The organism is Mucilaginibacter sp. McL0603 (assembly GCF_049992945.1).
Lineage (GTDB): Bacteria > Bacteroidota > Bacteroidia > Sphingobacteriales > Sphingobacteriaceae > Mucilaginibacter.
Genome location: NZ_CP188251.1, coordinates 2,183,900 through 2,207,488 on the forward strand (window position 1 = coordinate 2,183,900; position 23,589 = coordinate 2,207,488).

The 23,589-nt window shown below is 40.7% G+C and carries 28 protein-coding genes; 12 read left to right on the forward strand and 16 right to left on the reverse strand.

The features are described 5' to 3' along the window. Positions 1 to 46: 46 nt before the first annotated feature. Together ACPPVU_RS10245 and ACPPVU_RS10250 are read right to left on the reverse strand one after the other, a co-directional pair. Positions 47 to 1,870: a hypothetical protein gene (locus ACPPVU_RS10245; protein ID WP_426671606.1), complete on the reverse strand. Its 1,824-nt coding sequence runs from the start codon at positions 1,868 to 1,870 to the stop codon at positions 47 to 49. 21 nt (positions 1,871 to 1,891) lie between these two features. After that, positions 1,892 to 2,587: a hypothetical protein gene (locus ACPPVU_RS10250; protein ID WP_426671607.1), complete on the reverse strand. Its 696-nt coding sequence runs from the start codon at positions 2,585 to 2,587 to the stop codon at positions 1,892 to 1,894. Positions 2,588 to 3,006: 419 nt separating this feature from the next. On the opposite strand from ACPPVU_RS10250, the gene bla reads away from it, so the two are divergent. Continuing rightward, positions 3,007 to 3,897 carry a class A beta-lactamase, subclass A2 gene (gene bla, locus ACPPVU_RS10255; RefSeq protein ID WP_426671608.1) on the forward strand — a complete coding sequence of 297 codons (891 nt, stop codon included), beginning with the start codon at positions 3,007 to 3,009 and terminating at the stop codon, positions 3,895 to 3,897. 86 nt (positions 3,898 to 3,983) lie between these two features. Here the strand turns inward: bla and ACPPVU_RS10260 are convergent, their stop codons facing one another. Together ACPPVU_RS10260 and ACPPVU_RS10265 are read right to left on the reverse strand one after the other, a co-directional pair. Beyond that, a complete protein-coding gene (locus tag ACPPVU_RS10260) occupies positions 3,984 to 4,682 on the reverse strand; it encodes a class I SAM-dependent methyltransferase (protein WP_426671609.1) in 699 nt (232 codons plus the stop codon). 72 nt (positions 4,683 to 4,754) lie between these two features. Beyond that, positions 4,755 to 5,168: a DoxX family membrane protein gene (locus ACPPVU_RS10265; protein ID WP_426671610.1), complete on the reverse strand. Its 414-nt coding sequence runs from the start codon at positions 5,166 to 5,168 to the stop codon at positions 4,755 to 4,757. 211 nt (positions 5,169 to 5,379) lie between these two features. Here ACPPVU_RS10265 and ACPPVU_RS10270 point away from each other — a divergent pair, with 211 nt between their 5' ends. The 3 genes from ACPPVU_RS10270 to ACPPVU_RS10280 are packed head-to-tail and all read left to right on the forward strand — an operon-like array spanning position 5,380 to position 6,894. After that, complete coding sequence (locus ACPPVU_RS10270) at positions 5,380 to 6,354, forward strand: glycoside hydrolase family 5 protein (RefSeq protein ID WP_426671611.1); 975 nt, start codon at positions 5,380 to 5,382, stop codon at positions 6,352 to 6,354. 49 nt (positions 6,355 to 6,403) lie between these two features. Next, positions 6,404 to 6,619 carry a hypothetical protein gene (locus ACPPVU_RS10275; RefSeq protein WP_426671612.1) on the forward strand — a complete coding sequence of 72 codons (216 nt, stop codon included), beginning with the start codon at positions 6,404 to 6,406 and terminating at the stop codon, positions 6,617 to 6,619. Beyond that, complete coding sequence (locus ACPPVU_RS10280) at positions 6,616 to 6,894, forward strand: type II toxin-antitoxin system RelE/ParE family toxin (RefSeq protein ID WP_426671613.1); 279 nt, start codon at positions 6,616 to 6,618, stop codon at positions 6,892 to 6,894. The genes ACPPVU_RS10275 and ACPPVU_RS10280 overlap by 4 nt, the downstream gene beginning before the upstream one ends. A 6-nt stretch (positions 6,895 to 6,900) precedes the next feature. Here ACPPVU_RS10280 and ACPPVU_RS10285 read toward each other — a convergent pair whose 3' ends face one another. Further along, positions 6,901 to 7,653, reverse strand: a complete 753-nt coding sequence (locus tag ACPPVU_RS10285) for an SGNH/GDSL hydrolase family protein (RefSeq protein ID WP_426671614.1) — start codon at positions 7,651 to 7,653, stop codon at positions 6,901 to 6,903. A 198-nt stretch (positions 7,654 to 7,851) separates the two neighbouring features. On the opposite strand from ACPPVU_RS10285, the gene ACPPVU_RS10290 reads away from it, so the two are divergent. After that, positions 7,852 to 8,331: a hypothetical protein gene (locus ACPPVU_RS10290; RefSeq protein WP_426671615.1), complete on the forward strand. Its 480-nt coding sequence runs from the start codon at positions 7,852 to 7,854 to the stop codon at positions 8,329 to 8,331. 4 nt (positions 8,332 to 8,335) lie between these two features. Here ACPPVU_RS10290 and ACPPVU_RS10295 read toward each other — a convergent pair whose 3' ends face one another. The 3 genes from ACPPVU_RS10295 to ACPPVU_RS10305 all read right to left on the reverse strand — a co-directional run bounded on the left by ACPPVU_RS10295 (position 8,336) and on the right by ACPPVU_RS10305 (position 10,258). Beyond that, positions 8,336 to 9,100: an MBL fold metallo-hydrolase gene (locus tag ACPPVU_RS10295; protein ID WP_426671616.1), complete on the reverse strand. Its 765-nt coding sequence runs from the start codon at positions 9,098 to 9,100 to the stop codon at positions 8,336 to 8,338. After that, a complete protein-coding gene (locus tag ACPPVU_RS10300; protein WP_426671617.1) occupies positions 9,097 to 9,369 on the reverse strand; it encodes a hypothetical protein in 273 nt (90 codons plus the stop codon). Before ACPPVU_RS10300 ends, ACPPVU_RS10295 begins: the two co-directional genes overlap by 4 nt. A 73-nt stretch (positions 9,370 to 9,442) precedes the next feature. Further along, entirely contained in the window at positions 9,443 to 10,258 is an 816-nt protein-coding gene (locus tag ACPPVU_RS10305; RefSeq protein WP_426671618.1) for an SDR family NAD(P)-dependent oxidoreductase, read from the reverse strand. Positions 10,259 to 10,370: 112 nt separating this feature from the next. Here ACPPVU_RS10305 and ACPPVU_RS10310 point away from each other — a divergent pair, with 112 nt between their 5' ends. Then, positions 10,371 to 11,435 carry a polysaccharide deacetylase family protein gene (locus tag ACPPVU_RS10310; RefSeq protein WP_426671619.1) on the forward strand — a complete coding sequence of 355 codons (1,065 nt, stop codon included), beginning with the start codon at positions 10,371 to 10,373 and terminating at the stop codon, positions 11,433 to 11,435. Between the two features lie 47 nt (positions 11,436 to 11,482). Here ACPPVU_RS10310 and ACPPVU_RS10315 read toward each other — a convergent pair whose 3' ends face one another. Next, complete coding sequence (locus ACPPVU_RS10315; RefSeq protein WP_426671620.1) at positions 11,483 to 13,141, reverse strand: hypothetical protein; 1,659 nt, start codon at positions 13,139 to 13,141, stop codon at positions 11,483 to 11,485. A gap of 159 nt (positions 13,142 to 13,300) precedes the next feature. Here ACPPVU_RS10315 and ACPPVU_RS10320 point away from each other — a divergent pair, with 159 nt between their 5' ends. Beyond that, positions 13,301 to 13,717 carry a pyridoxamine 5'-phosphate oxidase family protein gene (locus tag ACPPVU_RS10320; protein ID WP_426671621.1) on the forward strand — a complete coding sequence of 139 codons (417 nt, stop codon included), beginning with the start codon at positions 13,301 to 13,303 and terminating at the stop codon, positions 13,715 to 13,717. An 87-nt stretch (positions 13,718 to 13,804) separates the two neighbouring features. After that, on the forward strand, positions 13,805 to 14,290 hold the full coding sequence (locus tag ACPPVU_RS10325; RefSeq protein WP_426671622.1) for a hypothetical protein: 486 nt from the start codon (positions 13,805 to 13,807) through the stop codon (positions 14,288 to 14,290). An 11-nt stretch (positions 14,291 to 14,301) separates the two neighbouring features. Here ACPPVU_RS10325 and ACPPVU_RS10330 read toward each other — a convergent pair whose 3' ends face one another. From ACPPVU_RS10330 to ACPPVU_RS10340, 3 genes are read right to left on the reverse strand one after another with little or no spacing between them, the layout of a single operon-like run. Then, positions 14,302 to 14,589 (reverse strand): DUF5076 domain-containing protein, encoded by a 288-nt coding sequence (locus ACPPVU_RS10330; protein WP_426671623.1) that lies wholly within the window; start codon positions 14,587 to 14,589, stop codon positions 14,302 to 14,304. A gap of 42 nt (positions 14,590 to 14,631) precedes the next feature. Further along, the gene (locus ACPPVU_RS10335) at positions 14,632 to 15,303 is read right to left on the reverse strand and encodes a LolA family protein (RefSeq protein ID WP_426671624.1); all 672 of its coding nucleotides are present in this window, start codon (positions 15,301 to 15,303) and stop codon (positions 14,632 to 14,634) included. Between the two features lie 52 nt (positions 15,304 to 15,355). Next, a complete protein-coding gene (locus ACPPVU_RS10340) occupies positions 15,356 to 17,890 on the reverse strand; it encodes a DNA translocase FtsK 4TM domain-containing protein (protein ID WP_426671625.1) in 2,535 nt (844 codons plus the stop codon). Between the two features lie 298 nt (positions 17,891 to 18,188). Between ACPPVU_RS10340 and ACPPVU_RS10345 the strand changes: the two genes are divergently transcribed. After that, a complete protein-coding gene (locus ACPPVU_RS10345) occupies positions 18,189 to 18,836 on the forward strand; it encodes an ankyrin repeat domain-containing protein (RefSeq protein ID WP_426671626.1) in 648 nt (215 codons plus the stop codon). A 140-nt stretch (positions 18,837 to 18,976) separates the two neighbouring features. Continuing rightward, positions 18,977 to 20,008, forward strand: a complete 1,032-nt coding sequence (locus ACPPVU_RS10350; protein WP_426671627.1) for an aldo/keto reductase — start codon at positions 18,977 to 18,979, stop codon at positions 20,006 to 20,008. A gap of 172 nt (positions 20,009 to 20,180) precedes the next feature. On the opposite strand, the gene ACPPVU_RS10355 is transcribed toward ACPPVU_RS10350, so the two are convergent. Continuing rightward, complete coding sequence (locus tag ACPPVU_RS10355) at positions 20,181 to 20,726, reverse strand: hypothetical protein (RefSeq protein ID WP_426671628.1); 546 nt, start codon at positions 20,724 to 20,726, stop codon at positions 20,181 to 20,183. On the opposite strand from ACPPVU_RS10355, the gene ACPPVU_RS10360 reads away from it, so the two are divergent. Next, on the forward strand, positions 20,725 to 20,865 hold the full coding sequence (locus tag ACPPVU_RS10360; protein WP_426671629.1) for a hypothetical protein: 141 nt from the start codon (positions 20,725 to 20,727) through the stop codon (positions 20,863 to 20,865). The genes ACPPVU_RS10355 and ACPPVU_RS10360 overlap by 2 nt on opposite strands. A gap of 12 nt (positions 20,866 to 20,877) precedes the next feature. Here the strand turns inward: ACPPVU_RS10360 and ACPPVU_RS10365 are convergent, their stop codons facing one another. After that, the gene (locus ACPPVU_RS10365) at positions 20,878 to 21,339 is read right to left on the reverse strand and encodes a PA2169 family four-helix-bundle protein (protein ID WP_426671630.1); all 462 of its coding nucleotides are present in this window, start codon (positions 21,337 to 21,339) and stop codon (positions 20,878 to 20,880) included. A gap of 256 nt (positions 21,340 to 21,595) precedes the next feature. Here ACPPVU_RS10365 and ACPPVU_RS10370 point away from each other — a divergent pair, with 256 nt between their 5' ends. Then, entirely contained in the window at positions 21,596 to 22,138 is a 543-nt protein-coding gene (locus ACPPVU_RS10370; RefSeq protein ID WP_426671631.1) for a lipocalin family protein, read from the forward strand. A 136-nt stretch (positions 22,139 to 22,274) separates the two neighbouring features. Here the strand turns inward: ACPPVU_RS10370 and ACPPVU_RS10375 are convergent, their stop codons facing one another. Further along, entirely contained in the window at positions 22,275 to 22,808 is a 534-nt protein-coding gene (locus ACPPVU_RS10375; protein ID WP_426671632.1) for a hypothetical protein, read from the reverse strand. A 487-nt stretch (positions 22,809 to 23,295) separates the two neighbouring features. Then, positions 23,296 to 23,475 carry a hypothetical protein gene (locus ACPPVU_RS10380; RefSeq protein ID WP_426671633.1) on the reverse strand — a complete coding sequence of 60 codons (180 nt, stop codon included), beginning with the start codon at positions 23,473 to 23,475 and terminating at the stop codon, positions 23,296 to 23,298. Positions 23,476 to 23,589: the final 114 nt, after the last annotated feature.

The window sequence follows — 23,589 nt, forward strand, 5'->3', positions numbered from 1 at the left end:
AGTGTGGCCTTTAGACTTAAATAAAATTTCAACAGGCATAAGATTTTTAATACGATTGCATTACGTACTTGCTGTTATAATGAGGAGAGTTCAGGAATGCAGAATTGCCAGGGTAAAAATTTAGCTCACTAAACCCATCATACTGATCTAGTTCAAAGGATTTCAATGCCAGTTTACTCAGATCAATACTTTGTACTCCCAGGTATTTTGAAAAATCAGGAAGTTTTATGTTAGTATAATTTGCTGCTGAAGGGGAATATAAATCTACTTGCAGACGAGAACCCGCATTAAGATTTAAGAAATTAGCATGGTAGTAATCAAATGTTCCGGTGCAGGAAGGCACAAAATCTGCAAGTGTTGACCCTGCCACAGTAAAGGAGGCCCCAAAAGTAGCTGCCTGATCTGGTATCGTTTTTCCGGATGTTAAAATTCTATAATTTAGACTGCCGACACTATAATCCATTAACACATCATATTCCTCATAAGTTTCTGATGGATAATAAATGTTGAGCTGATTATATTGCGAACGCGTAAATCCGAAATTATAAAAGTTAGAATAATTGCTATCTGGCTTTGCACAAACCTCAACTTGAAAATTATTACCTGGAGCTGTAATAGTTTTTGTTAACGGAGTTTTTGTTAGTTGGGAAAGATCAACATTATAATCAGTTGCTCCAACTGGCATTGTGAAGAAGTTATAAGAATATTGGTTATTCTTTAATATTTGCACCCAAAGTTTATTATCAGCATAATAAGAAGACTTTATATTAGTGCTATCACTAAGGTTATTAATGAATCCCGAGAACTGGTCTGTACTGACATTTAACAGATCAAAACCAGTTGAATTCTTTAAATGTAGATTTATTGCTTTAGACTGTGTTTGAGGTAAATAGTTTGGGTTAACAGTATAAGTACTTCCTTTTCTTACCTGTAAATATCCTGTTAATTGAGGGGTTGTATTTGGGTCCTGTGGAATGTCAATCTCAAAGAAGTTAAAACGTGTTTTTTCAAAGGGTTGCAGTGATGAAATTTTAAAAGTTGAAGTACCAAGTATATACTTTACAGAATTCAGCACATTCCCATTTTCATCGGTGACCACAAAATATGTACTGCTATACATAGAATAATAATTTGGATTAAGATTCACAGTTAACAGCGTACTTGAATTCACATCCACCTGGTTATAAGCAAAAGGGCTAAATACGACCTGTAGTGATCCTCTATTTGTTTGTACTTCTAAATTATATTGATTTAAAGTGACAACGCTTAAACTTTTAGTAATGACCTGATTACCTCCCTTTGAGGTAAATGTGATGGCTCCTTTTGTTCCACCTTTAACATACAGGTAATAAAACCCGTTGATCAATCCAAATTTATAGACTGTAGAGTTAGAGTCTGATTTAAAAGTAGGTACCGTATTACTTTGTACAAAGCTTTGTCCTATGGTAATTAGTCCATCGGTAGTGGTTGCAGTAAAGGATAAGGCCTGCTTATCGGTGACAGAGTACGCACTCACCTTTGCATTAAAACGTATAAAGGTATCGGCAACGCTGGTCTGGTCTTTTGATGATAGGTATATGTTATAGGTGCCTTTGTCTAATGTTTTATCATAATTACCTATATTTTTTACATCTATGCTATCCTTATAACTGGAAACAACAGCATTGCTTGCATTTAACAGGTCAAATTTAAACAATACCGTACCGCCTGCTACATTGCTCCAGGGGCTATTAGCAAATGAAGGATAATTGACCGACTGTACTGTAACTGAAGGTACTATCGGAACGGTAACATTATTAGTGACATCCTTTTTACATCCGTTAAGAACAAATGCAATCGCAGGAATTATGAAGTATAAATATCTTTTCATTGTGATAAGGTTCAGCTGAGATTATTGAATATTAGCTTTCAGGTTGAAATGATGTAAGTGTACTGCTATACTTGTTGTATTAAGTATTGGGGACAGGTCATACTGATTGAGTGCGCTTACTGTAAGATCTTTCATATATTGATAACCCGAGGTGCTTTCAGTAAAAGTTATCCTGCCGGCTGTAGCATCAGCAACATATATAAAATAATACCCGTTTGCTAAACCAAAATTAAGAGCCGTGCTTGTTCCGGTCGGCGTGAAGGTTGGCACGGTAAGCGTATCTATCATGCTTTTACTAATGGTGATAACGCCATCGTTTGTAGTAGCGGCAAAGTTTATCGCCTGGTCTTTATTTATTAATAAATTACTTACCTGTGCATTAAACCTTATAAAAGTGTCGGCTACAGCGGTACTTTCGGTCTTCAAAGTAATGTCATAAGTTCCCGCTAAAACCTGCTTATTGTAGGACACAGCATTTTTTAAATTTAAACTATCTTTTATCGGCAATGCACTTAATGTATCTGTATTTGCGAATGTGAAATTTATAAGTGCTTCTCCACCCAATACTTGTTGCCATGTGCTATTAGCTATAGCATCAACTGATGGGATAATTGAAACTTTAAATAAATTGCTTTTAACTGTGTTTACGGGATGTTCTTTAGAGCAACCGGCACATAAAATAGCGGTTGCAAAAACAATAGATAGGATCTTTCTCACTGTGTAAGGTTTAGACTTTAGGTTGCAAATTAATATTCGAAAATATCAAATTTATAGGACTTGACAAACTTTGGTGGTCGGATTTTGAGGAATAAAAATTTAATATAGCTTAGTAAAGTTATTCATGTAGCTGATAATTAATGCATTTAAAAGTGTCAGTTATACGACAGAATTGGCGTGTTTTTACTTATAAATAGTTTTTTTGTTTCTTGTAAAATATGATCTAAGCCATTATTAACAAAGAATTCCTGTAGCCGTGATGGTGCTCATACCTGTTGTTTATTCTTATATCTATTACAAAAAACACTACCCGCTTAATCAGAACTCATAAAAAATACAAGCGAAACCATGTCGGCTAACGATGAATATAATTTCCAGCTGGATTAAAATTCATACCAAATAATTGCGTTATTAGGGGTATGAAAAAGATTTTCTTACCCCTAATTCTATTAAGTTTTTTCCTGGCTCCTCAATTTGTTCTGGCTCAGCAGGATTCGTTACGCGCACAGATCGTGCGGATCACTTCACAGTCTAAAGGAATAGTCGGTGTATCCATTTTGGGCCTTGAGAGCCGTGATACGCTGAATTATAACGGTAGCTCCCGTTTGGTAATGCACAGTGTAATGAAGTTCCCAATTGCCATGACTGTTTTGAACCTGGTTGATAAAGGCAAATACAAGTTGGATAAAATGATGAAAGTGGGTAAGGATGATATGCATCCAAATACCTACAGCCCCCTGCGCGACAAATATCCTAACGGCACAGAGATCACATTGGGTGAATTGCTAAGTTATATGGTATCCTTAAGCGATAACAATGCCTGCGATTTTTTACTGAAGAAGATTGGTGGCCCTGAGGTAGTTCAAAATTACTTATATGGCCTTGGGATAAAAGGGATAAATATTGTAGCATCAGAGGCTGATATGGCAAAAGCCTGGGAGGTACAATATACCAACTGGTGCAAGCCTACTGAAGTGGTACGCCTGTTGGACGTATTTTACCAGGGCAAGGCACTCTCAAAAACCAGCAATGATTTTTTGATGAAGATCATGACGGACACATCTACCGGTCCGAAAAGGATCAAAGGTTTATTACCTTCAGATGCAGTTGTAGCACATAAAACAGGAACATCAGGCACTAACGATGAAGGCTTAACGCCTGCCACCAATGATGTTGGCATTATCACTCTGCCAAATGGAAAGCATTTGGCCATCGCTGTTTTTGTTTGTAATTCAAAAGCAGACGAAGCCGCTCGCGAACTGGTGATTGCGCAAATTTCAAAGGCGGCCTGGGATGTTTATGGTAATTAAGGACACGATTCCGAGATTTTATTGATTTTTTTAGATAACTCTTAAAGAATCCATTTTAATCCATAAAATCTCGAAATCGTGTCGTGTCATATCACTGCCGTTTCCACATTTTCATCCTTAAAACCACCAAATACAGCGAAGTTCATGTTTTTATAAATGCAATCGGCTTCGCTAAAACCGGCTTTCTCCAGCATTTTTAATTGTGTTTCAAGCGGAGCGAGCCTGTCCAGCTTGGTGCGCTCGAATGCTTGTATCAATGCCTCGCGGTCGAGGCCGGAATGTGATACGGTTTCACGCCAGTGGTATTTGTAAAGGCTGTCAAACAATATGTTTTTCCCTGCAACCTGGTCGGCATTAATAAACAAGCCGCCATCGTTAAGGGCAAGGTAAATGTTTTTATAAAGCTTAGCCTTATCAGCGTCCTCTAAATGGTGAATAGCCAGTCCTGAAATAATGATATCATATTTACCTGGCAGAGCATCTTTTGAAAAATCCAATTCTACGTATTCAAAATTTTCTGCATTACCGAAACGTCCGCGTGCAACGTTCAGCATATCACCGGAAAGGTCGGTCAGCGTAAAATGTAAATTCGGGTTAAGGTTATAAATAAATTGAGAAAACAGACCTGTCCCTGCCCCAATATCCAATACCTTTTTTGCATGGGTAAGGCTTTTTACCAAAGGCAAACATGCCGAATAAAAGTCGTTAAAGCACGGTATAAGGTATTTCCTCTGCGAATCGTACTTTTTTGAAACATTGCTGAATTGTTCTTTTACGTCGTTCATAGTTCAATAATTGGCTGGTAATATAAATTTAACCTTTTTGGCTGACATTTTAAATGCCTTTCTTAAAAAAAATCAATGTTGTGGCTCCTTTGTAAATCTTCCGTCTATAGAATATCGGTTATAGACCGCAAAACTGTATAGCAATGCAAAGTAAGCGCCGTAAATTACCTGGGTGAATACATTCTCCCATTGTTCTATCAAACTCGATCCAAATATGAGTGCCAGCATAATCAGAATACCCAGTACACAGGCAAAGCGGGTAAATAAGCCCAATAATAGCAGTATGCCTGTGAGGAATTCAAGAAAGGGGAGCGCACTACTGAAAAGCGATACCAGCGATGCCGGTATCATGGATTTGCTGAACTGACCCACCATGTGGCTGCTGAATGCCTGTAACTTAGGTATGCGGTCTAACCCGTGACCAAACATGCTCATGCCGATGGGTAAGCGGGCAAGTAAATAAGTTCTGCCTGGATTTTTTTGCATTGTCAAAATATTTAATGCTTTAACAACGCATTATAGACTAATTGTTTTATACCACCACTTAAAAATTACAATTTAAGCCGGGTGTATTGCTTAATATCTTCAAATAATTACGCCCAGGAATGAACATCATTATTTCTAATTTTTAACATTGTATGATTGATTTTTTACATAATGAGCCCCAATTAATTTAATTAATCTAATTTGCTCTTTCATGACAAAGAAAGCTTTTATAATAGTGCTGTTATCCCTCATTTTCCGGGGATTATTATCAGCCCAGACACCCGTTGCAAAAAACGGTGCCTTACATGTTAAGGGTGGTCAAATTTTGAACCAGCATGGTGTCGAACCTCAACTGCGCGGAATCAGTTTATCATGGAGTTTATGGGGTGGACGCAAATATTACAATCCTGAAGTAGTGGATTGGTTAACCAATGATTTTAAAATAAGCATACTGCGCGTAGCAATGGGCGTACAACCTAAGCACGGTTATCTTGACGAACCGGCATTGCAAAAGCAACTCGTAATAACAGAGGTCGACGAAGCCATTAAGCAGGGTATTTATGTATTAATAGACTGGCACGACCACAACAGCGATAAACACACCGAGCAAGCCAAAGCTTTTTTTGCTGAGATGGCTAAGAAATATACAGGTGTGCCCAATGTGATATACGAGATATGGAACGAACCAGCCAAAACAACCTGGGATACCGTAAAAAACTATGCCTCGCAAGTGATACCCGAAATAAGAAAGTATGACAAAGATAACCTGATCGTAGTAGGCAGCCCGCATTGGGATCAGGATGTAGATATTGCAGCTGCTGACCCTATTACCGGGTTTAAAAATATTGCCTATTCTTTTCATTTCTATGCATCTGACCCTAATCACCAGGAAAAATTAATGGCAAAGGCAGATAAGGCAATCAAAATGAATCTGCCGCTTATAGTAACCGAATGGGGCGTAGGAGAATCAGATGGTAATGGTCAGTTCGACAGGGAAAAGACAAAGAAATGGCTCAACTGGGCAGAAGCTAATCACCTGAGCTGGGCCAACTGGAACGTTACTGATAAACAAGAGACCACCGCTCTTATGTTACCCGGAGCACCTGCCAATGGCGGCTGGACGCAAGACCAACTTAGTCCGGCAGGGATTTATATCAGGGATGTGTTAAGAACGTTGAATAAGTAAACGGAGACACATTTTTCGCTAATAAATATAAATTTGCTAAATTTGAGTAATGGCTACTCAATTCATCACGAACGATAAAGGCGAAAAAACCTCAGTAATCATTTCCATTACTGAGTATGAAGATCTGTTACATCAACATCATTTAAATTTGGAATTAACTGATGAATACAAAAAAATGATGGATAACATGCTTGAACAGGAAGACAACGGTAAGGCTAAATATGTTCCATTCGATCAAATTAAAAATAGGTTTTTGAATAAATGACCTATGATCTTGTTTTCAGGGTTGAAGCTGAAAGAGATTTAGAAGATATCCAGGATTATTACAATAAGATACTTCCCTCTATTACCGATAATTTCTTTGTTGAGTTTTTTGACACAATGGATTTTATTGAAGATGAGCCTAAGCTTTTTCAAGCCAGGTACAGAGGTATAAGGATAGCCCCATTACATCGGTTCCCTTACGGAATTCATTATAAGGAAACTGGAAATAAAATTATTGTCTACCGGGTACTTCATACCAAAAGATATTTCAAATAAGTGCACTTATTTCGGCCTTTTCAAAGCCTCAGCAATAGCTTTCTCAGCCAGCGGTTCCATTATTTTATAGCCTGCCAAAATTGGGTGTACGCCGTCGCCTGACAAAGATAGCGGCAGGCCTTTTTGATTGTCAACCATCGCCGAATAATAATCCAGGTATACAATGTTATTTTTATCCGCGTAATCCTTAATCATTTTATTAAGCTGTATTATTTTTTCAGTTGGATTGATAGATGTTCTCCACGGTATTCTATTGGCGGGTAATACGGAAGACAGCACCACTTTGATATTAGATACCTGTGCCAGCTGTGTCATTGAAACGATATTACCAAAAATATTTTCGAGCTTTGACGGACCTGTATTTTCAGCAATATCATTAAGGCCTGCTGATATTACGACTACTGCAGGATTCAGGTTGATCACATCCTCGCGAAAACGAACCAGCATTTGCGGTGAGGTTTGCCCACTGATGCCACGACATACATTGTTACCGCCAAAAAATGCAGAATCCGCATATTCCCAATTTTCAGTAATAGAATTACCCATAAAAACCACGCGGTTAGGATTAGGTGTTAACCTGCTGTTCTCGTCTTCATATTTTTTAAGGTTGGGCCAATCGTTATGGAAACGTTCTTCAGCAGCCTGTCTTTGTTTTGCTTCCTGTGTCACTTTATCGTTAGCTGTTTGGGGTGTTGCAGTTTGTTGCGCATGTGCAATAAACGCAGAGAATAAAAACATTATAATGAATAATTTTTTCATAGTAAAGATATGAGCGATTGATATTGCAATATTAAATCTTTTGAAAACTTATTGATAAAATTTGTGCATTTGTAACAACATTGTGCTTCAACTAAACCTTTTATTTAGTACATTGTCAGAGAGGGTGCGTTTCGTATTACGGGCAGGCTAGTGCATAGGGAACGAAATGCTATTTGTTATCTGAAATCTTTTATTGTTATGGCATTACCCCACCAAAAACAATCTCCCCGATATCTAAGTGAACTTCCGGTTTTACCGGTTCTGCTCATACTTGTGCTGTTGCAATCGTGTTCGCATGAAAAAAAGATATATAAAAGCAATTGCAATGATGATAAAACATTTACACGCATCACCTTTAAGCACCTGATGGATAGCCTGGATGATTACGATCAGCAATATGTAGAAGTGTCCGGCAAGTATATTGAGGATAAAGACCTGTCGGCCTTATTTAATGATAGTCTGTTTGTGGATCATTCTAATAAAAATGCTTTATGGGTCGATTTTAGCCAGGAATGCCCGCTTTACTTATCAGGAACGCATACGGGCTTGTTTGAATACAATGATGGCAGTTTTACCCAGATCAACAATAAATCAGTTACCATAAGGGGGATGATCGTCTTTCATCCTAAAAAGAAATACAAGGCAACATTGGAACGGATAAGCCTGGTAAAGCTTTAATGGATCAATTAACTTCTAAAACAAGGCCATCATAAGCCAGGGTGATATTTTTTGGCAGTAGTCCCAGTATGGTAGCATGCCGTCCAAGGCGGTGACTGATATGCGTAAAGTAAGTTTTTTCGGCGCCTATCTCTTTGGCAAAAGCTATGGCCTCAACAAAGGTAAAGTGCGAAATATGCTTTTCTATCTGCAGCGCATTAATAACTAGTATTTTCGTGCCCTTGATTTTCTGTTTCTCAACCTCCGATATGGTTTTGGCATCAGTAATATAGGTAAAATCGCCAATACGGAAACCTAAAACGGGCAGCTTATAGTGCATCACTTCAATAGGGATGAATTTGATACCGCTTACCAAAAATGGCTTCAATGTAATCGTGTGCAGGTTAATCTCGGGGATGCCGGGATATTTAAACTCAGCAAAAATGTAGGCGAATTCCCTTTTTAACGCTTCCTGTACCCTTTCCGTGGCATAAACATCAATAGCTGCTTCCTGGCGATAATTAAAGGCGCGGATATCATCCATGCCGGCAATATGGTCCTTATGTTCGTGCGTAAAAACTATTGCATCCAGGTGTTTAACTTTCGCCCGCAACATCTGATAGCGAAAGTCGGGCCCCGAATCAATCACGATCACCTTTCCTTCTTCTTCGATCATGATGGAAGAACGCAGCCTTTTATCATGCGGATCAGGCGAAGTGCAAACCTCGCAGTCGCAGGCAATAACAGGTACACCCTGTGAAGTTCCGGTTCCTAAAAAAGTGATCTTCACAACTGCAACTTGGTTTGTTTTATTTGTTGTAAAAAAGCGATCTGTTTATCGTCCAGTAAATTATAATCCAGTTCCAATTCACGTACCAGTTCAACTATTGCCTGTATTTTGCTTTCAAGATTTGAAAATTTATTCACGACAATAATGCGGTTGCTTAGCAGCAGGCAGGCACCGGTTTTGAAATTTCCTTTCTCATAGCGCACCCGGTAACCAGCTGTTCTTAGCAGGATCTCCAGTTTTTCAAGGGTATGGGTAGTAAGGGTAAGCATCAGTCTCAAAAATAGTAAGAATAGACGAGACGCGAGATTTGAGACGACAGATTTTAAAAATATTTTATCTGTTTTATTTATCCTTTGCCCCGGCTTTTATTAGTGCCTTCTCATAAACCTTGCTCATTTTGCCTGTAATGAAGCTTTTGGGCATCAGGTTCATAAAAAAGCCGCCAACCCGGTTCAGTACGCCTGGCACATAAATGCCCTTGCGTGTTTGGAAGGCATAAATACCCTCATTTGCTGCTTGTTTTACGGGCATCAACCAGCCTTGCAAATCATGGAAATTATCACCGGCAGTCATTTCAGTAACAATTCCTCCTGGTGCGTAGATTGACAATGAAAAGCGTGGATTTTTGATCTCATGGGTCAATGCGGTAGCAAAACTCAGGATAAATGCTTTGGTGCCCGAATAAGCCGATTGGTAAGGCACCGGAAAAAGCGCCGCCATGCTGGAGACGATCAGTACGCCACCTTCGTTACCTGAAGTTTCAAAATGGTTAACGAGCCTGTTGGTCATTCGCACAACACTTACTACATTGGTTTGCAGCATAATTTGAAATTGCTCCCAGGTCAAATCGACATGTCGTCCAAAATAGGTAACGCCTGCATTTAATATTGCTCCGTATAATTGCCCGTCCGAAAGTATCTCATCCAACGCTTTATCAACTTCATTAAGATCCGATAGATCAGCAACTACAACTTTTACACTGACGTCGGCTTCTTTTTCAAGTTCCGTTTTTAATTGGTCCAACTTTTCTTTGCGGCGGGCAAGCAATACCAGGTTTGCTTTGTGCTGATGGGCCAGTTGCCTTGCCATCTCCTCACCAAGTCCGGATGATGCACCGGTAATCAGTATCCATTTATCTTTAAATTGCAGTTTGCTCATGTTGATGTGGCAAAGCTAATACTTTAGTCTGAACCGGAATTATAGGAATTAATGAATTAACAGAAATTATTACCAAAACCCTATATTTATTGATCCCATTATTGACCTGAATATGAAAAAAATTATTCTCGCTACATTTCTTATTTTAATTTCCTGCTATACATTCTCGCAGCAGACAAAAACCTACGCCGAAAAGCTAGGCTGGCCCAAAGGTACCAAAGTGCTGATACTGCATGTGGACGATGCGGGCATGTCGCACGACTCGGACGAGGGGGTTGAAAAAGCAACGGGCGAAGGTGTAGCCACTTCCACCAGTGTAATGATGCCTTGTCCGTGGGTGCCTGAGATCGTAAAATATATTAAAGAACATCCGGGCCTGGACGCAGGCTTACATTTAACATTAACCTCCGAATGGAGCAATTACCGCTGGGGGCCGCTTGCAGGTAAAGAAAATATTCCCGGATTGGTGGATAAACAAGGTAGTATGTATGCCTCAGTTGGCGCTGTTTATTTTAGCGCAACACCTGATGAAGTAGACAAGGAAATTCGTGCACAGTATGACCGTGCTATCGGCATGGGTTTTAAACCTACACACCTTGACTCACACATGGGTACGCTGTTTGCAAAACCAGCTTTCATGGAAAAATACATCAAACTGGGTATCGAAAAACAGGTGCCTGTGATGTTCCCTGGCGGCGAAGATCTGTTTTATCGTGCTGAAGCTAAAGCGGCCAGTATTGATGCATTAAAGAAACAGGGAAAATATACTGAAGGTATGACCATAGCCGATCCAGCAGAGTTAGGAAAAGCCAAAGAAGTAGGAGCGATGTTATGGAAAAATGGTCTTCCGGTATTGGATGATCTGCATAACTCCAGCTACGATTGGGTAATGCCTGATATTGAAAATAAAACAGATGCAGAGATACAAAAATGGTATACCGACCATTACATCGAAAGTATAGGCAGGCTTAGCCCCGGATTGACAATGGTAATTATGCACTGTACTAACCCATCGCCAACATTCAAATACATCTGCAATGAAGGCCAGAAACGTAAGGGGGATATGCTGGCTATGCTTGACCCACGCCTGCGTGAGTTTTTAAAGAAGAACGGTTATGTTTTGACCACCTGGAGAGAAGTGATGGAGAGAAGGGTAAAAGTGGGTAATGCGGAATAAATTTATAGCGATGGGTTTGAACCCATCGCTATATTGAAGTTATATCTTTATTTCAATCCGTATACAACCACCTGACCTGAAAACGTAGCGAGGTAAACATGCCCGTTAGCTATAGTAGGCGATGAAAACTTGGCGTAGGTTCCGGCATTATCTGTAGCTTTTTGGTTGTTGTTCCAAAGCTCTTTGGTGATATCGCTGGCATCAAATGCCCTTAGAATTCCCGGACTAACACTATGTTCCGCATCACCGGTTGCTGCGTAGGCCGTCCATACAATACCCGACCCGGCGGTTGAGCCATTTGATGATACCGATATCATAGCACCGTTTTGTCCTGAAGGGCCATTAGAGCCTATTATCTCATTGGCAATTTTAAATGTATTGCTACCGCGATCAAACGGGAACGCACGTAGCTGGTCGTTTTCCGGCCAGATATAAACAAATTCGTTAACAGCACCTTTGCCATAAGCAGGCTGGCAATGCATGTTTGAACTTGAGCTTAGCGTAATAATTTGCTGTATCTGGTTTGATCCTGCGGTATATCCACCCATATTATTTTTATTCAGCAAGTAAATATTGCCGTCCTTGGCACTGGTGAAATAATAGTTTGAGTTAGGGATTAGAAAAGAACCCATACAACCATAATCAAGATCCTGATCTTCAAGATGCTGGAAATTGTAAGGCGTAAAATAGGAGTTTATTGTTAATGTTGATCCGGAAGGAGTAAGCTTCATCGCGCTTTCGCCGCGATTAGTAGCTACAGTAGGGTCACCGCCTGCACCCACAGTGCCATTGCCGGTAACTACATATAAGCTCCCTTGTGCATCAGCGGACATACCTGTACCGCTTTCCCATATGCCTCCATCTGATCCGTTTGGCGTATCGTTGTATACAATTTGTTGCTGTAAAGAACTTGAGTTATAACCTAATATCCAACCATGATATGGCCCCCAATCACAATGAGATGAAAAGGTTACATATACTATTCCATTCAATAGAGTCAGGGCTGCGCGCTGGTTGTTTTTCTGAGGGTCAAAGCTTACCACATTATTTACATTGCCATCGCCTGTACCGGGAACAGAAGCGGTGATCTTTATTGGGCTTCCAGATCGTTCGCTGCCATCAACAAGGTTAACCGCGTGCAGGTACTGAACGAATGATGATCCATTGGTACTCCTGGCTACAAAAAAAATAGTTTGCGCTACCGAATCGATGACAGGCGTGCCTACTATGCCAATATCGCCGCTGAAATCTCCATATTGTCCGCCGCAGGCACCCGTCATATCCGTATTTTTCGGGGCACGCATGCCGGAAAACGTATAGTTTTTCTTCCAGTATAATTTACCGCTATCGCCATCATAGGCATAAAGTGAGTTATTAACTGTAGCTATGTAAGCAACGTTGTGTGGGCCTGAGCCAATATTAAGGTTACCCACAACAAGAGGTTGTGCATAAACCTGGTCATCTACACTTAAGGTAAATAGCTTGCCAAATTGTGTTGAATTAACATTGCTGGTAGTCAATTTTTTTTCCTGGTCATTTAAACCAGATCGTGTATTGCTGTTATGTTGGGTAAGCACAGATATGTGCTGGTCATTCGCTACATCAAGGATACTGTTGTTAGTATCAATCGGTTTGGTGGTCTCCTTTTTTTTGCAACTGATACAAAATAGGACAATAAAGATCAGCAGGGTACTTTTTTTAATCATACATTTAGATTTATTGGTTTGCCTAATTTAAATTTTTTGTTCATTATTATCCTGATTCAGCGATAATTAAAATCCAGGACGAACAACAGTGCGCTTATTTTGTATTAAAATGAAAGACTTATCTTTAATTAAGAGCAGCGACAGATTGCAATTTTTACCATGAAAGATCTCATCTACCAATTCATTGCCCAGCAGAAACTTGCTGTTGTATCCACAATCAACAGTCACGGTAATCCTGAATCTGCCGTGGTAGGTATTGCGGTTTCAATTAATCTGGAGATCATATTTGACACGATTACAGCATCACGTAAGTATCAAAATATTTTACATAATCCCAATGTGTCAGTAGTTGTTGGCTGGGACGATGAGATTACAGTGCAATATGAGGGAAATGCTGTAGTGTTGGGGGATAATGAGGATGCCGATAATATGAAAGAGTTGTATTACAGAGCTTATCCTGACGGACGAGAGCGTGCCGATACCTGGCCCGGACTGGTGCACATAAAGGTGTCGCCCAGGTGGATACGCTACAGCAAGTTTAACGAGCCTACGGTGATAAAGGAACTCACTTTTTAACCAGTGGTGTAATTATTTTTTAATAAGTTCGTTACATAATGTATATTAAGTTCGTAATCACTACAAATGAACTTTTAAACCCAAATTATGAAATATATTTACTTACTACCGCTTGTTGCAATAGTTGCGCTTATTATAACCTCATGCTCAAAAAGCAACGTTAAACCTACAACCAGCACAAAAGCTGATACCAGTAATACACTGACCGCGGATATCAGACTGGTAGGGAACTGGAATATTTTAACGGATACTATCAATTTTCAGGGTAATGGCACTATATACCACGGTGTTGCAACTGATCATTTTATATTTACCAAATACGGCAATTTATATATCAAAGAAGGACTCGCAAATCTTATTGATACCGCTGTTTATTCAGTCGCATCAATCACTAATTCAGTAAGCTGGATAAATACTTATATCAGCGTGAACGGTGCATTTAGTACAATCCATTCACAGTCATTGCCTTACGTAATAACAAAACTTGATACGGCATCATTGATACTAACCTCTAATGCCTCTACTGCACAAGGCCCGCGTTATGAGCAGATCACTTTTAAGAAGAAGAAATAGCGATTGGCAATTTAATCTTGAATATTTCCCGTGGGATTTCCCGATTCTTTAATTATTTCGGCATTAAAGCCATCAAGTATATTTTTTAAGGCTTCGATTTCGGGAATATTAAGTTTTTGAGCATATAGCCTGGAGCCATGCAGTGCAAGTTCTGCAAGTAGGTATCCGAAGTTATTTGCATTGCCATTTAGACCGGAATGTATAGATACATGTTGAGCCTCAAAAGCAGCCCAAACCCTTAAAATTTCAAAAGAATTTTGGTCTTCAATTGCGGCAGGAGGAATCTGTAATTCTGTCATAGAAGTTAGTTGGTCTCAAATCTCATATCTAACATCTCAAATCTACCTCAGATCCACCAACTCCACACCCGGATGGTCTTTTTTATCAAAGGTGAAGGTGCTTTCGGGTACTTTAACGTTTGGTGTAAAGCTGCGTACAATGTAGGTATATCTGCTGCCGTTCTTATCGAATATCACGGCGCTGTAAATCTGCTTTTTAGCTTTATCTATAGACAGGCGGATTTTAAAAAAAGGCTTTTTCTCGTCTTCCGGGGTAAGGTCTATCACCTGGTAAGTTTTGCCGTCTATCTTTTCGTCACCATTGTAAACATATTTGTAACCCTTTTCATAAATAGTGAATATCTGTGCCGGGTTAAGGCTTTCGTTGCTGTTATCAACGTCGCTTATTTCAACCTCTTTATCCTTTTTGATGTATGTCCACTGAGTTTTACCATCGCTGATGATCTCCTGCTCCGTAGTTGCATTATCGGGACTGTAGATGCTTACCCTGTACTTATTGGTTTTTGATTTTGATATGAGTGTGCCGCTTTGTGAATCTTTGGTGCTGGCCTGCTTATCCTCATAAGTAAAGGTGAAATCGGCCTTTACCACATTGTACGAACGATATTTGGCACTTACCTGGTTCAATATTTTTTTAGCGTCAACATCTTTTTGAGCAAAAACTGTGCTTATGGTTAAGCCGGTAAGCAGGCAATAAAGAAGTATTTTTTTCATAGTTGGTTTTTATCCTGATGATTGGATAGCGGAATAAGCAACAGGTTTAATATTAAATTGGTTTTGATAAAGTCTCCAAATGCTTTTCAAGACTGTACTCATCACTAAATAGCACATCACGCGCCTTGCTGCCTTCAAACGGGCCCACTATACCTGCGGCTTCCAGTTGGTCAATAATGCGTCCTGCACGGTTGTAGCCTAATTTTAATTTACGCTGAATTAGTGAGGTTGATCCCTGCTGGTGCATCACGATCAAACGGGCAGCTTCTTCAAACATCGCGTCGCGATTATCAGCGTCAAACTCCTTAGTGCTGCTGCTTTCACCCTCACCTACATATTCGGGCAGGAGCAGGGCAGTAGGGTAGCCTTTCTGATTACCAATGTAATCCGATATCTTTTCCACTTCAGGCGTATCCACAAAGGCGCATTGCAAGCGTATCAAATCGCTGCCTGTTGATAGCAGCATATCACCACGACCAATCAATTGATCAGCTCCACCGGCATCCAATATTGTACGCGAGTCTATTTTTGACAACACGCGGAATGCCAGCCTTGACGGGAAGTTGGCCTTAATAGTACCCGTAATGATATTTACCGAGGGTCTTTGCGTAGCAATAACCAAATGGATACCCACCGCACGGGCCAGCTGGGCTATACGGGCAATAGGCATTTCTACCTCTTTGCCTGCGGTCATCATCAGGTCGGCAAACTCGTCAATTACCAGTACAATAAAGGGCAGGTAACGGTGTTTCTCCGGGTCGCTTATTTTACGATTGATAAACTTCTGGTTGTATTCCTTCAGGTTACGTACCTGTGCATCTTTCAGCAGGTCATACCGCTGATCCATCTCAATACAAAGCGAGTTGAGCGTATTTACCACCTTTTTGGTATCGGTAATAATGGCATCGGCCTCATCAGGTAATTTGGCGAGGAAGTGCCTTTCTATCTTACGGAAAAGTGTTAACTCCACCTTTTTCGGGTCGACCAACACAAACTTTAACTCAGAAGGGTGTTTTTTATACAGCAGCGAAACCAATATGGCATTGATACCAACAGACTTACCCTGGCCGGTAGCACCCGCAACCAGCAAGTGCGGCATCTTGGCCAGGTCGGCAATAAATACCTCGTTGGATATGGTTTTACCAAGAGCGATAGGCAGATCCATCGTGGTGTTCTGGAACTTTTCGGTAGCCAGGATAGAACGCATGGAAACCATTTCAGGGTGCTGATTTGGTACTTCTATACCGATAGTACCCTTGCCCGGCATAGGGGCGATGATACGGATACCCAAAGCAGCCAGACTTAACGCAATATCATCCTCCAAATTCTTGATCTTGGAGATACGCACGCCCGGCGCAGGGATGATTTCGTATAGTGTAACCGTTGGCCCGATGGTCGCCTTTATTTTATCGATCTCGATATTATAATGGTTCAGTGTTTCAACGATCTTATTTTTATTGGCCTCCAGTTCTTCGGAGTTAACAGTTATCTTATTGGTGCCATGGTTCTCTAACAGATCAAGCGGCGGATATTTATAATTTGCCAGATCGAGCTTATGGTCATAAATGCCAAACTGCTCTAATAGGCCTTTTTGTTTCTCGTCATCTGCCTGTTCAATACTTAGCTCTTTGTTTGGTCTTGCAGTATCAATAGTAAGTGGTATCTCGTCTTCAAATTCAGGCTCGTGGTGTGCAGAAGGATCGGGCGTAAGTACCATTGGCTCATGGAAAACAGCGTTTTGTATCAGTAAGTCGCTCTTGGGTTCCTTGTCCTTCATCTTGTTGCCATTCTTGGGCCACTCAACGGGTTTTGATGGATATTCGTCCTCTATATCAACAGGTTCGGGTACTACATTGGGCACAACGTCCTTATTAAGCTTTTTACTGCGACGCGGTATTTTAAAGTCGATATTATAAGCGATGATCAATACGGCAAGCGCGGCAAATACCAGTATCGCCGCAGTGCCTGCTTCACCCACTTCGGCATCCATCAGGCGGTTGGTCCAGAAACCGAAATTTCCCTCCAAAAAATGCGGCGTATCGCTGATAAAGCCATGGAAGAAGCCCAGCATCACCGAGATAAACACCAACAAGAATAGTGAATAGGCCAATGTTTTGCTCGCGGAATATAAACGCACTTTAAAAAGCAGTCGGTACCCTATAATGAAAAACACAAACACGAAAACAAATGAAGCTACTCCGAACCATTCAAAAATAAACTGGTTAGATAACAGCGCACCAAATTTACCGAGCCAGTTATCAACCATGGGGTTTTTAATGCCGTTGTCTAACAGTTCCTGCTGGGTTTTAAACAGGTTGTGCCAGCCGCCATTGGCGCGTGATACATAGCTCTGGTCTTCCTGCCAGGTAAACAAGTAGGAGGTAAAAGCAATGAGAAAAAAGACGGACATGACCAGGAAAAACAGACCGGCTATTTTAGCCGCGCGTCCATCACGCAGGTTAAAAGAGGGCATTTTTTCCTGCTTTTGCCTGGATGCTTTTTCCTTTTCGCTTTTCGGCGAAGAGCGGTCGGGTTTAGTATCGTCCCTTAAAGTATTCGTTTTAAATTGGTTCCCTTTAGTCGGCATCCTTTACATTACACGTTGAAACGCAAATATAAAGTTAATAGATTAAAGAAATATTAGGAGTGATTTTTAAATTTTATTTGAGGCGTTCCGGTTGACTCACCCGGTCATAGCTATGCTCGACCACCCTCTCTTCGCTGCGCGGAAAGAGGGATTAAAAAGAAAAAATAAAACTCCCCTCTTTGCCAAGCAGAGAGGGGCAGGGGGTGAGTAAACTCTGCGCAATTTGAGTATCAATCCACATTTTTAGCAATTTATTAACACTTGTCTATCCGATTTAATTTTTTAGTAATATTGAACTATGAGCATAGAGGTGTTGGAAGAGTATATTGCTGCTGCTGATCTGGCTGGTTTAAGCAACCTACTATCAGCTAACCCTGCGCTTGCAACCAAAACCACTTCTCAAAATGTCTCTCCATTAATGCTTGCCTGCTATTACAAAAAACCGGAGGTAGCCGAATTTTTGTTGAAATATGTGAGCGAGATCAGCCTGTTTGAGGCCTCGGCTGTCGGCAAGTTTGACACAGTGGCCCATTTGATCTATACCCATCCCGATTCCATAAACGAATATGCCGATGACGGTTTTACACCGCTTGGATTAGCCTGTTATTTCGGGCAGTTGGAGGTAGCACGTTACCTGATATTGAAAGGTGCTGATGTTAATCAGCCATCTAATAACGGATTTCATGTATTTCCCATTCACTCAGCCGCCGCGGGCAATTATACTGATATTGTCCGCATATTGATAGAGAACGGTGCACAGGTAAACGTAAGGCAACAAGCCGGAGCTACCCCGCTGCACTCTGCCGCGCAAAATGGCAATCTTGAACTACTGATCATGCTCCTCGAAAACGGTGCAGAAACCAACGTACGCATGGAAGGCGGTAAAATGCCTGCCGACCTGGCAAAAGATAAAGGTTTTGATGAGATAGCGGAGATATTGAGCTGATTTCGGATATCGGATTTTTAATTTCGGATTTAGCTTCCGCGAATCAACAACTAAATTGACATCAGCATGATGCAACAAATACACTCTAAAACTGCTTAAATTCTAATTTTGCCTTACACACTATAAAAATCAATCTGACTATGGAATACAGGCAATTAGGCGCATCCGGATTAAATGTGCCCGTTTTGAGTTTCGGTACGGCCACTTTTGGTGGAGGTAATGAGTTTTTTAAAGCATGGGGCACCACACAGCTCAACGATGCTAAGCACCTGGTAAAGCTTTGTTTGGATGCAGGCGTAAATATGTTTGATACTGCCGATGTTTATTCGCGCGGAATGGCCGAAGAGATATTGGGCAAGGCATTGGAAGGCTTGCGCGACCAGGTTTTGATATCCACCAAAGCAACTTTTAAAATGGGGGATGGCCCTAATGATTATGGATCATCGCGCCAGCATTTAATAGCTTCATGCGAAGACAGTTTGCGTAGGCTGAACACCGATCATATAGACATTTACCATATGCACGGTTTTGATGGCAACACCCCGATTGAAGAAACCCTGCGTGCATTAGACGACCTGGTGACAAGCGGAAAAGTGCGTTATATTGCCTGCTCTAACTTTTCGGGCTGGCATTTGATGAAGTCACTTTCTATATCTGAACGTTATGGCTGGTCGAGGTATGTAGCGCACCAGGCTTATTACTCATTGTTGGACCGTGAATTTGAGTGGGAACTAATGCCTGCCGGGATCGATCAAAAAGTAAGCACCATTGTATGGAGCCCGCTTTCATCAGGACTGCTCGGCGGTAAATATCGTCGAAATAAATCTCTGCCCGAAGATTCAAGAAGGCAGCAAGGTGGAAGCCATGGTCCGACACCTGACTATGAACGTCTGTATAATATTATGGATGTGTTGGATGTAATAGCCGAAGAAACCGGCAAATCAGTAGCACAAGTGGCCATTAACTGGGTATTGCAAAGGCCGACCGTCGCTAACATTGTGATAGGTGCCAGGAACGAAGAACAATTAAAACAAAACCTCGGCGCAACCGGATGGAACCTTACCGTAGACCAGATCAAGAAACTGGACGAGGTAAGTGCTATAGCACCAATTTACCCTTACTGGCATCAAAGGCAGGATACACGGTTAAATCCTTTGCCTAAGTTTTATTAAGTATCAAGCACATTCTATTCGCCCTGACATCGCTATGCTCGTCATTCCTCTCTTCGCTACGCGAAAAGAGGAATGTTGATCCGACTTTAGGCGGAAATGACCGGGTGAGTCGATATATGAGCGATGAATTTCGTGTTCCGTTCGTTACGGAGTGTAACAGTTGCTGTCCTGATTACTTTTTCAGGTTGAGAACACGCGAGAAGACACCTTGCGTTGTAATTACATTGCTATTTAATGTAACCGAATTGCTTGTTACATTGATGGCATTGAAATCAGCCACAACTGACCCATAGTTACTTACCGATGCACCATTGTACCAGGTATACTTAAATACAACTTTATAATTACCGGTTAAGGAATAGTTTGCAGTATCTATCACACCATTTTCTTTGATATACACTTTGCCTGTGTTGGTAAATGTAAAATAATCATCAGAAGTACCTTTGTAATTATTAGAGGTAGCATTTGAAGCAACTTCGCCGCCATCGTAGTGGGTAGAGTCGTTTGCTATTTTCCAGGTACCTTCAAGTGTATTATTATTATTTATGTTACTGGTTACCGGGTTAGGGTTGGTTGCCGGATTGGCAATATCCTGGGCAGGTGTTGGTTTAACAATCACCTGGTTTTGAGGGTTTGCAGGTGCAACATCGGTCTTTGCACAAGACGCCAATACTGCACTTAAACACACGAATAGTGAAATAATGGTTAAATTTTTCATGCTAATCAGAGCTGTTTTCGATTTTGTTTACGGGCTCTTCCTGGCTAAAGTTTCGTTTAGTTATCCACATTTACCTGAAATACAGGCGCAAAAAAAAACCGCCTGGCAATGGATACCGGCGGTTTTCCCAAAAGTGTGAGTTGTTTTTTTCTTACTGTACGCTATCACGAAGCTCTTTTATCTCATCGTGTGCTTCGATCAATTCTTCCTGCTGATCAAGTAGCATTTCGCGGATATAGGTTGCAAGTATCTCGTCGCTCAAGGCTTCTTCGTAGGCCTTTTTGATGGCATCTTCACCAAACTCGCATTCTTCCAATATGCTATGCCTGTCGTTGCCGCTAAAGGTTTCTTTTACAGCAATCCACGCCCTGTGCAGTTTGCCTGGCATTGTTGTACCTGTTTCCATATCTTTGCCAAACGCTGCTATCTCGGTGCCCAGCTCTACTTTATAACGACGACTGTCGTCAATAAACCGCAGAAACATAGGTACCAGGTCCGAGTCTCCTTCATTATTTTCTACTTCTTTCAGCGCTCTTTCATAACCCTCGATACGGTCGTTATTGATCAGTATAAGATCATTCAGTATCTCGATTGTTTTTGCAGTATTTTCCATAATCTTTATAATTTGATATTGACTAAACAACCACCAAATTATCATATTGTTTAATTTTTTTATCTTAAAGTATTTAACATCAGTTTAAAATAAACTTTACAGCAATATTGTTTTCTCCTAAAAAACTCAGCCTAAATTCTTTAACAACGATTTTTAATTGAGGAGTGACAAGACGAAATCATGACCGGTCCGAAGGACTCCTTTGGAAGCGAGTCATCCTCAAACTTTCCGTCTACTCTACTGTTAATATTTTACTATGAAAAAAGAGATCATTGCAACCACAGCTTTGGCCGGTTTAGGCATAGCCGCACTGGCCCTGGCATCAAAAAACAAGCCCCTCGAAACCGTTAGTCATGTCGACCTTGAAAAGTACCTGGGCAAATGGTATGAAATAGCAGCTTTTCCGCAAGGCTTTGAAAAGGGCTGTTCCTGCACCTTTGCCGAATACAGTTTAGATGGCAATGGCAAAATAATAGTTAAAAACAGCTGCATGAAAGACGGCGAGCATAAAGTAGCCGATGGCAAAGCATCTGTTACCGATAAAAAGACCAATGCCAAGCTTGAAGTGCAATTTCAGTGGCCATTTAGCGGTAAATACTGGATAATAGCATTAGCCCGTGACTACAGCTACGCCATGGTGGGCCATCCTAATCGCAAATACCTTTGGATACTGAACCGTAAGCCCAAAATGGATGACATGACCTACAATCACCTGGTACTGGTGGCAGCGGGCAAAGGTTTTGATGTGCGCAAACTGGTGAAGACTGAGCAGGAGGTGGAAGAATTGGTTGAAGCGTGATGTCTGAACCGGAATTTTTTGAATTAAGGAATTACCTGAATTCAAAAAATTCTTTAATTCGTTTAATTCAGGTTCAGACAAATATAAGTGTTCGTTCGTTCCCGGGTGTAGGAGTAGTTGGAACAGTTGCGGACGGTTACTTAACCTTTAATGATGATACAATATTATCTGCGGTTTCTTTCCATGCTGGCAATAGCTTCTCTGTGCAATTAAAGGTCATTATCAAAGCTCTGCCATCCATATCGGTAAAGAAATAGTACACAAATACTTTCTGGTCAGCCGCATTGCTCAGCATTTTAAAATAGCCTACACGCTTGCCATTGATGGTTTTTACACCGCTATCCAGCCATTGTGCATCAGGGTGAGATTTTTTTAACGAGGCTATCATAAAATCCTTGTAAGCTTCCATCTGTGAGGCTTGTAAAAGTTGCTTGGTACGGCTTGCCACTATGTTTACCTCTGCATTATCATCAGTAAGCACAACGTCCGGCTGCTGACCGGAGTTAGGATATTTCTGATCCATTACCTCTACCGTCATCGGTTTAAATTCAGCCGGAACCATCAGTTCTACTTTACCGTCAAACAGTTTACGGGTTTCGAGATTTCCCTGGCCGAAACTGCAAACAGGCAATAAAATCAGGAGGAAACTATTGAAAAGGAATGATCTCATAAAATAACAAGGTTTAATTCAGGTACGGCAAACATAATAAAAACTGTGAACGGCATAATTTAAGATATGTTGTTTATGAGCTGATTAAGCACAAAGTTATTACAGAAACTTCCTAATCAATACTACATTTTTTATAGTGTCGATTAACAGGTTGTGTCCCTTATGCTTTTGTTTCTGGTGGTATGTTGTTCCGTTCTTTATTTGTGTAACATGATTTTTAGAACAGGGCGTAACAGCCAAGTCGAAACAATAGGCAGGCGTCCGGCTTGTTCTGATCAACTGTTACACTCCGTAAAGAACGGAACAGACAATTTTAAAATATTTTGCAATAATTATTTGGCTAATCAAATACATTTTGCTAAATTTGTTAGCACGATCCTTACATCTACCAAATCCCATCTTTCCCGGTTACTTGCTGCAAAGCCGTCCTTTACTTTTATTAAGTAAGTGGGTAAGGGAAGGGTATTATTAAATCAGACCGCTGATTTTAATGATCAGTGTGATTTCGCTGATGTATGATAGCAACAGTATTCATCAATATGTCATTGAACGATACTGTGGCAATCTCTACATAGGCAGGTCGATCATGCAAGTTCGATACCATTGCATCTGCTCTGTATAGTTCGCGATTGCTTCGTACAGCAATGACATGATTTATTAATGACATGATTTATTAAATAAAATAACATAGTCAATTCAACCTGCAACATCACACCACTGCCTTAACCCAACTAAACCTGGTAGCAGCGTATACCGGCTTGTGGTTAATGCCCAATGTCAT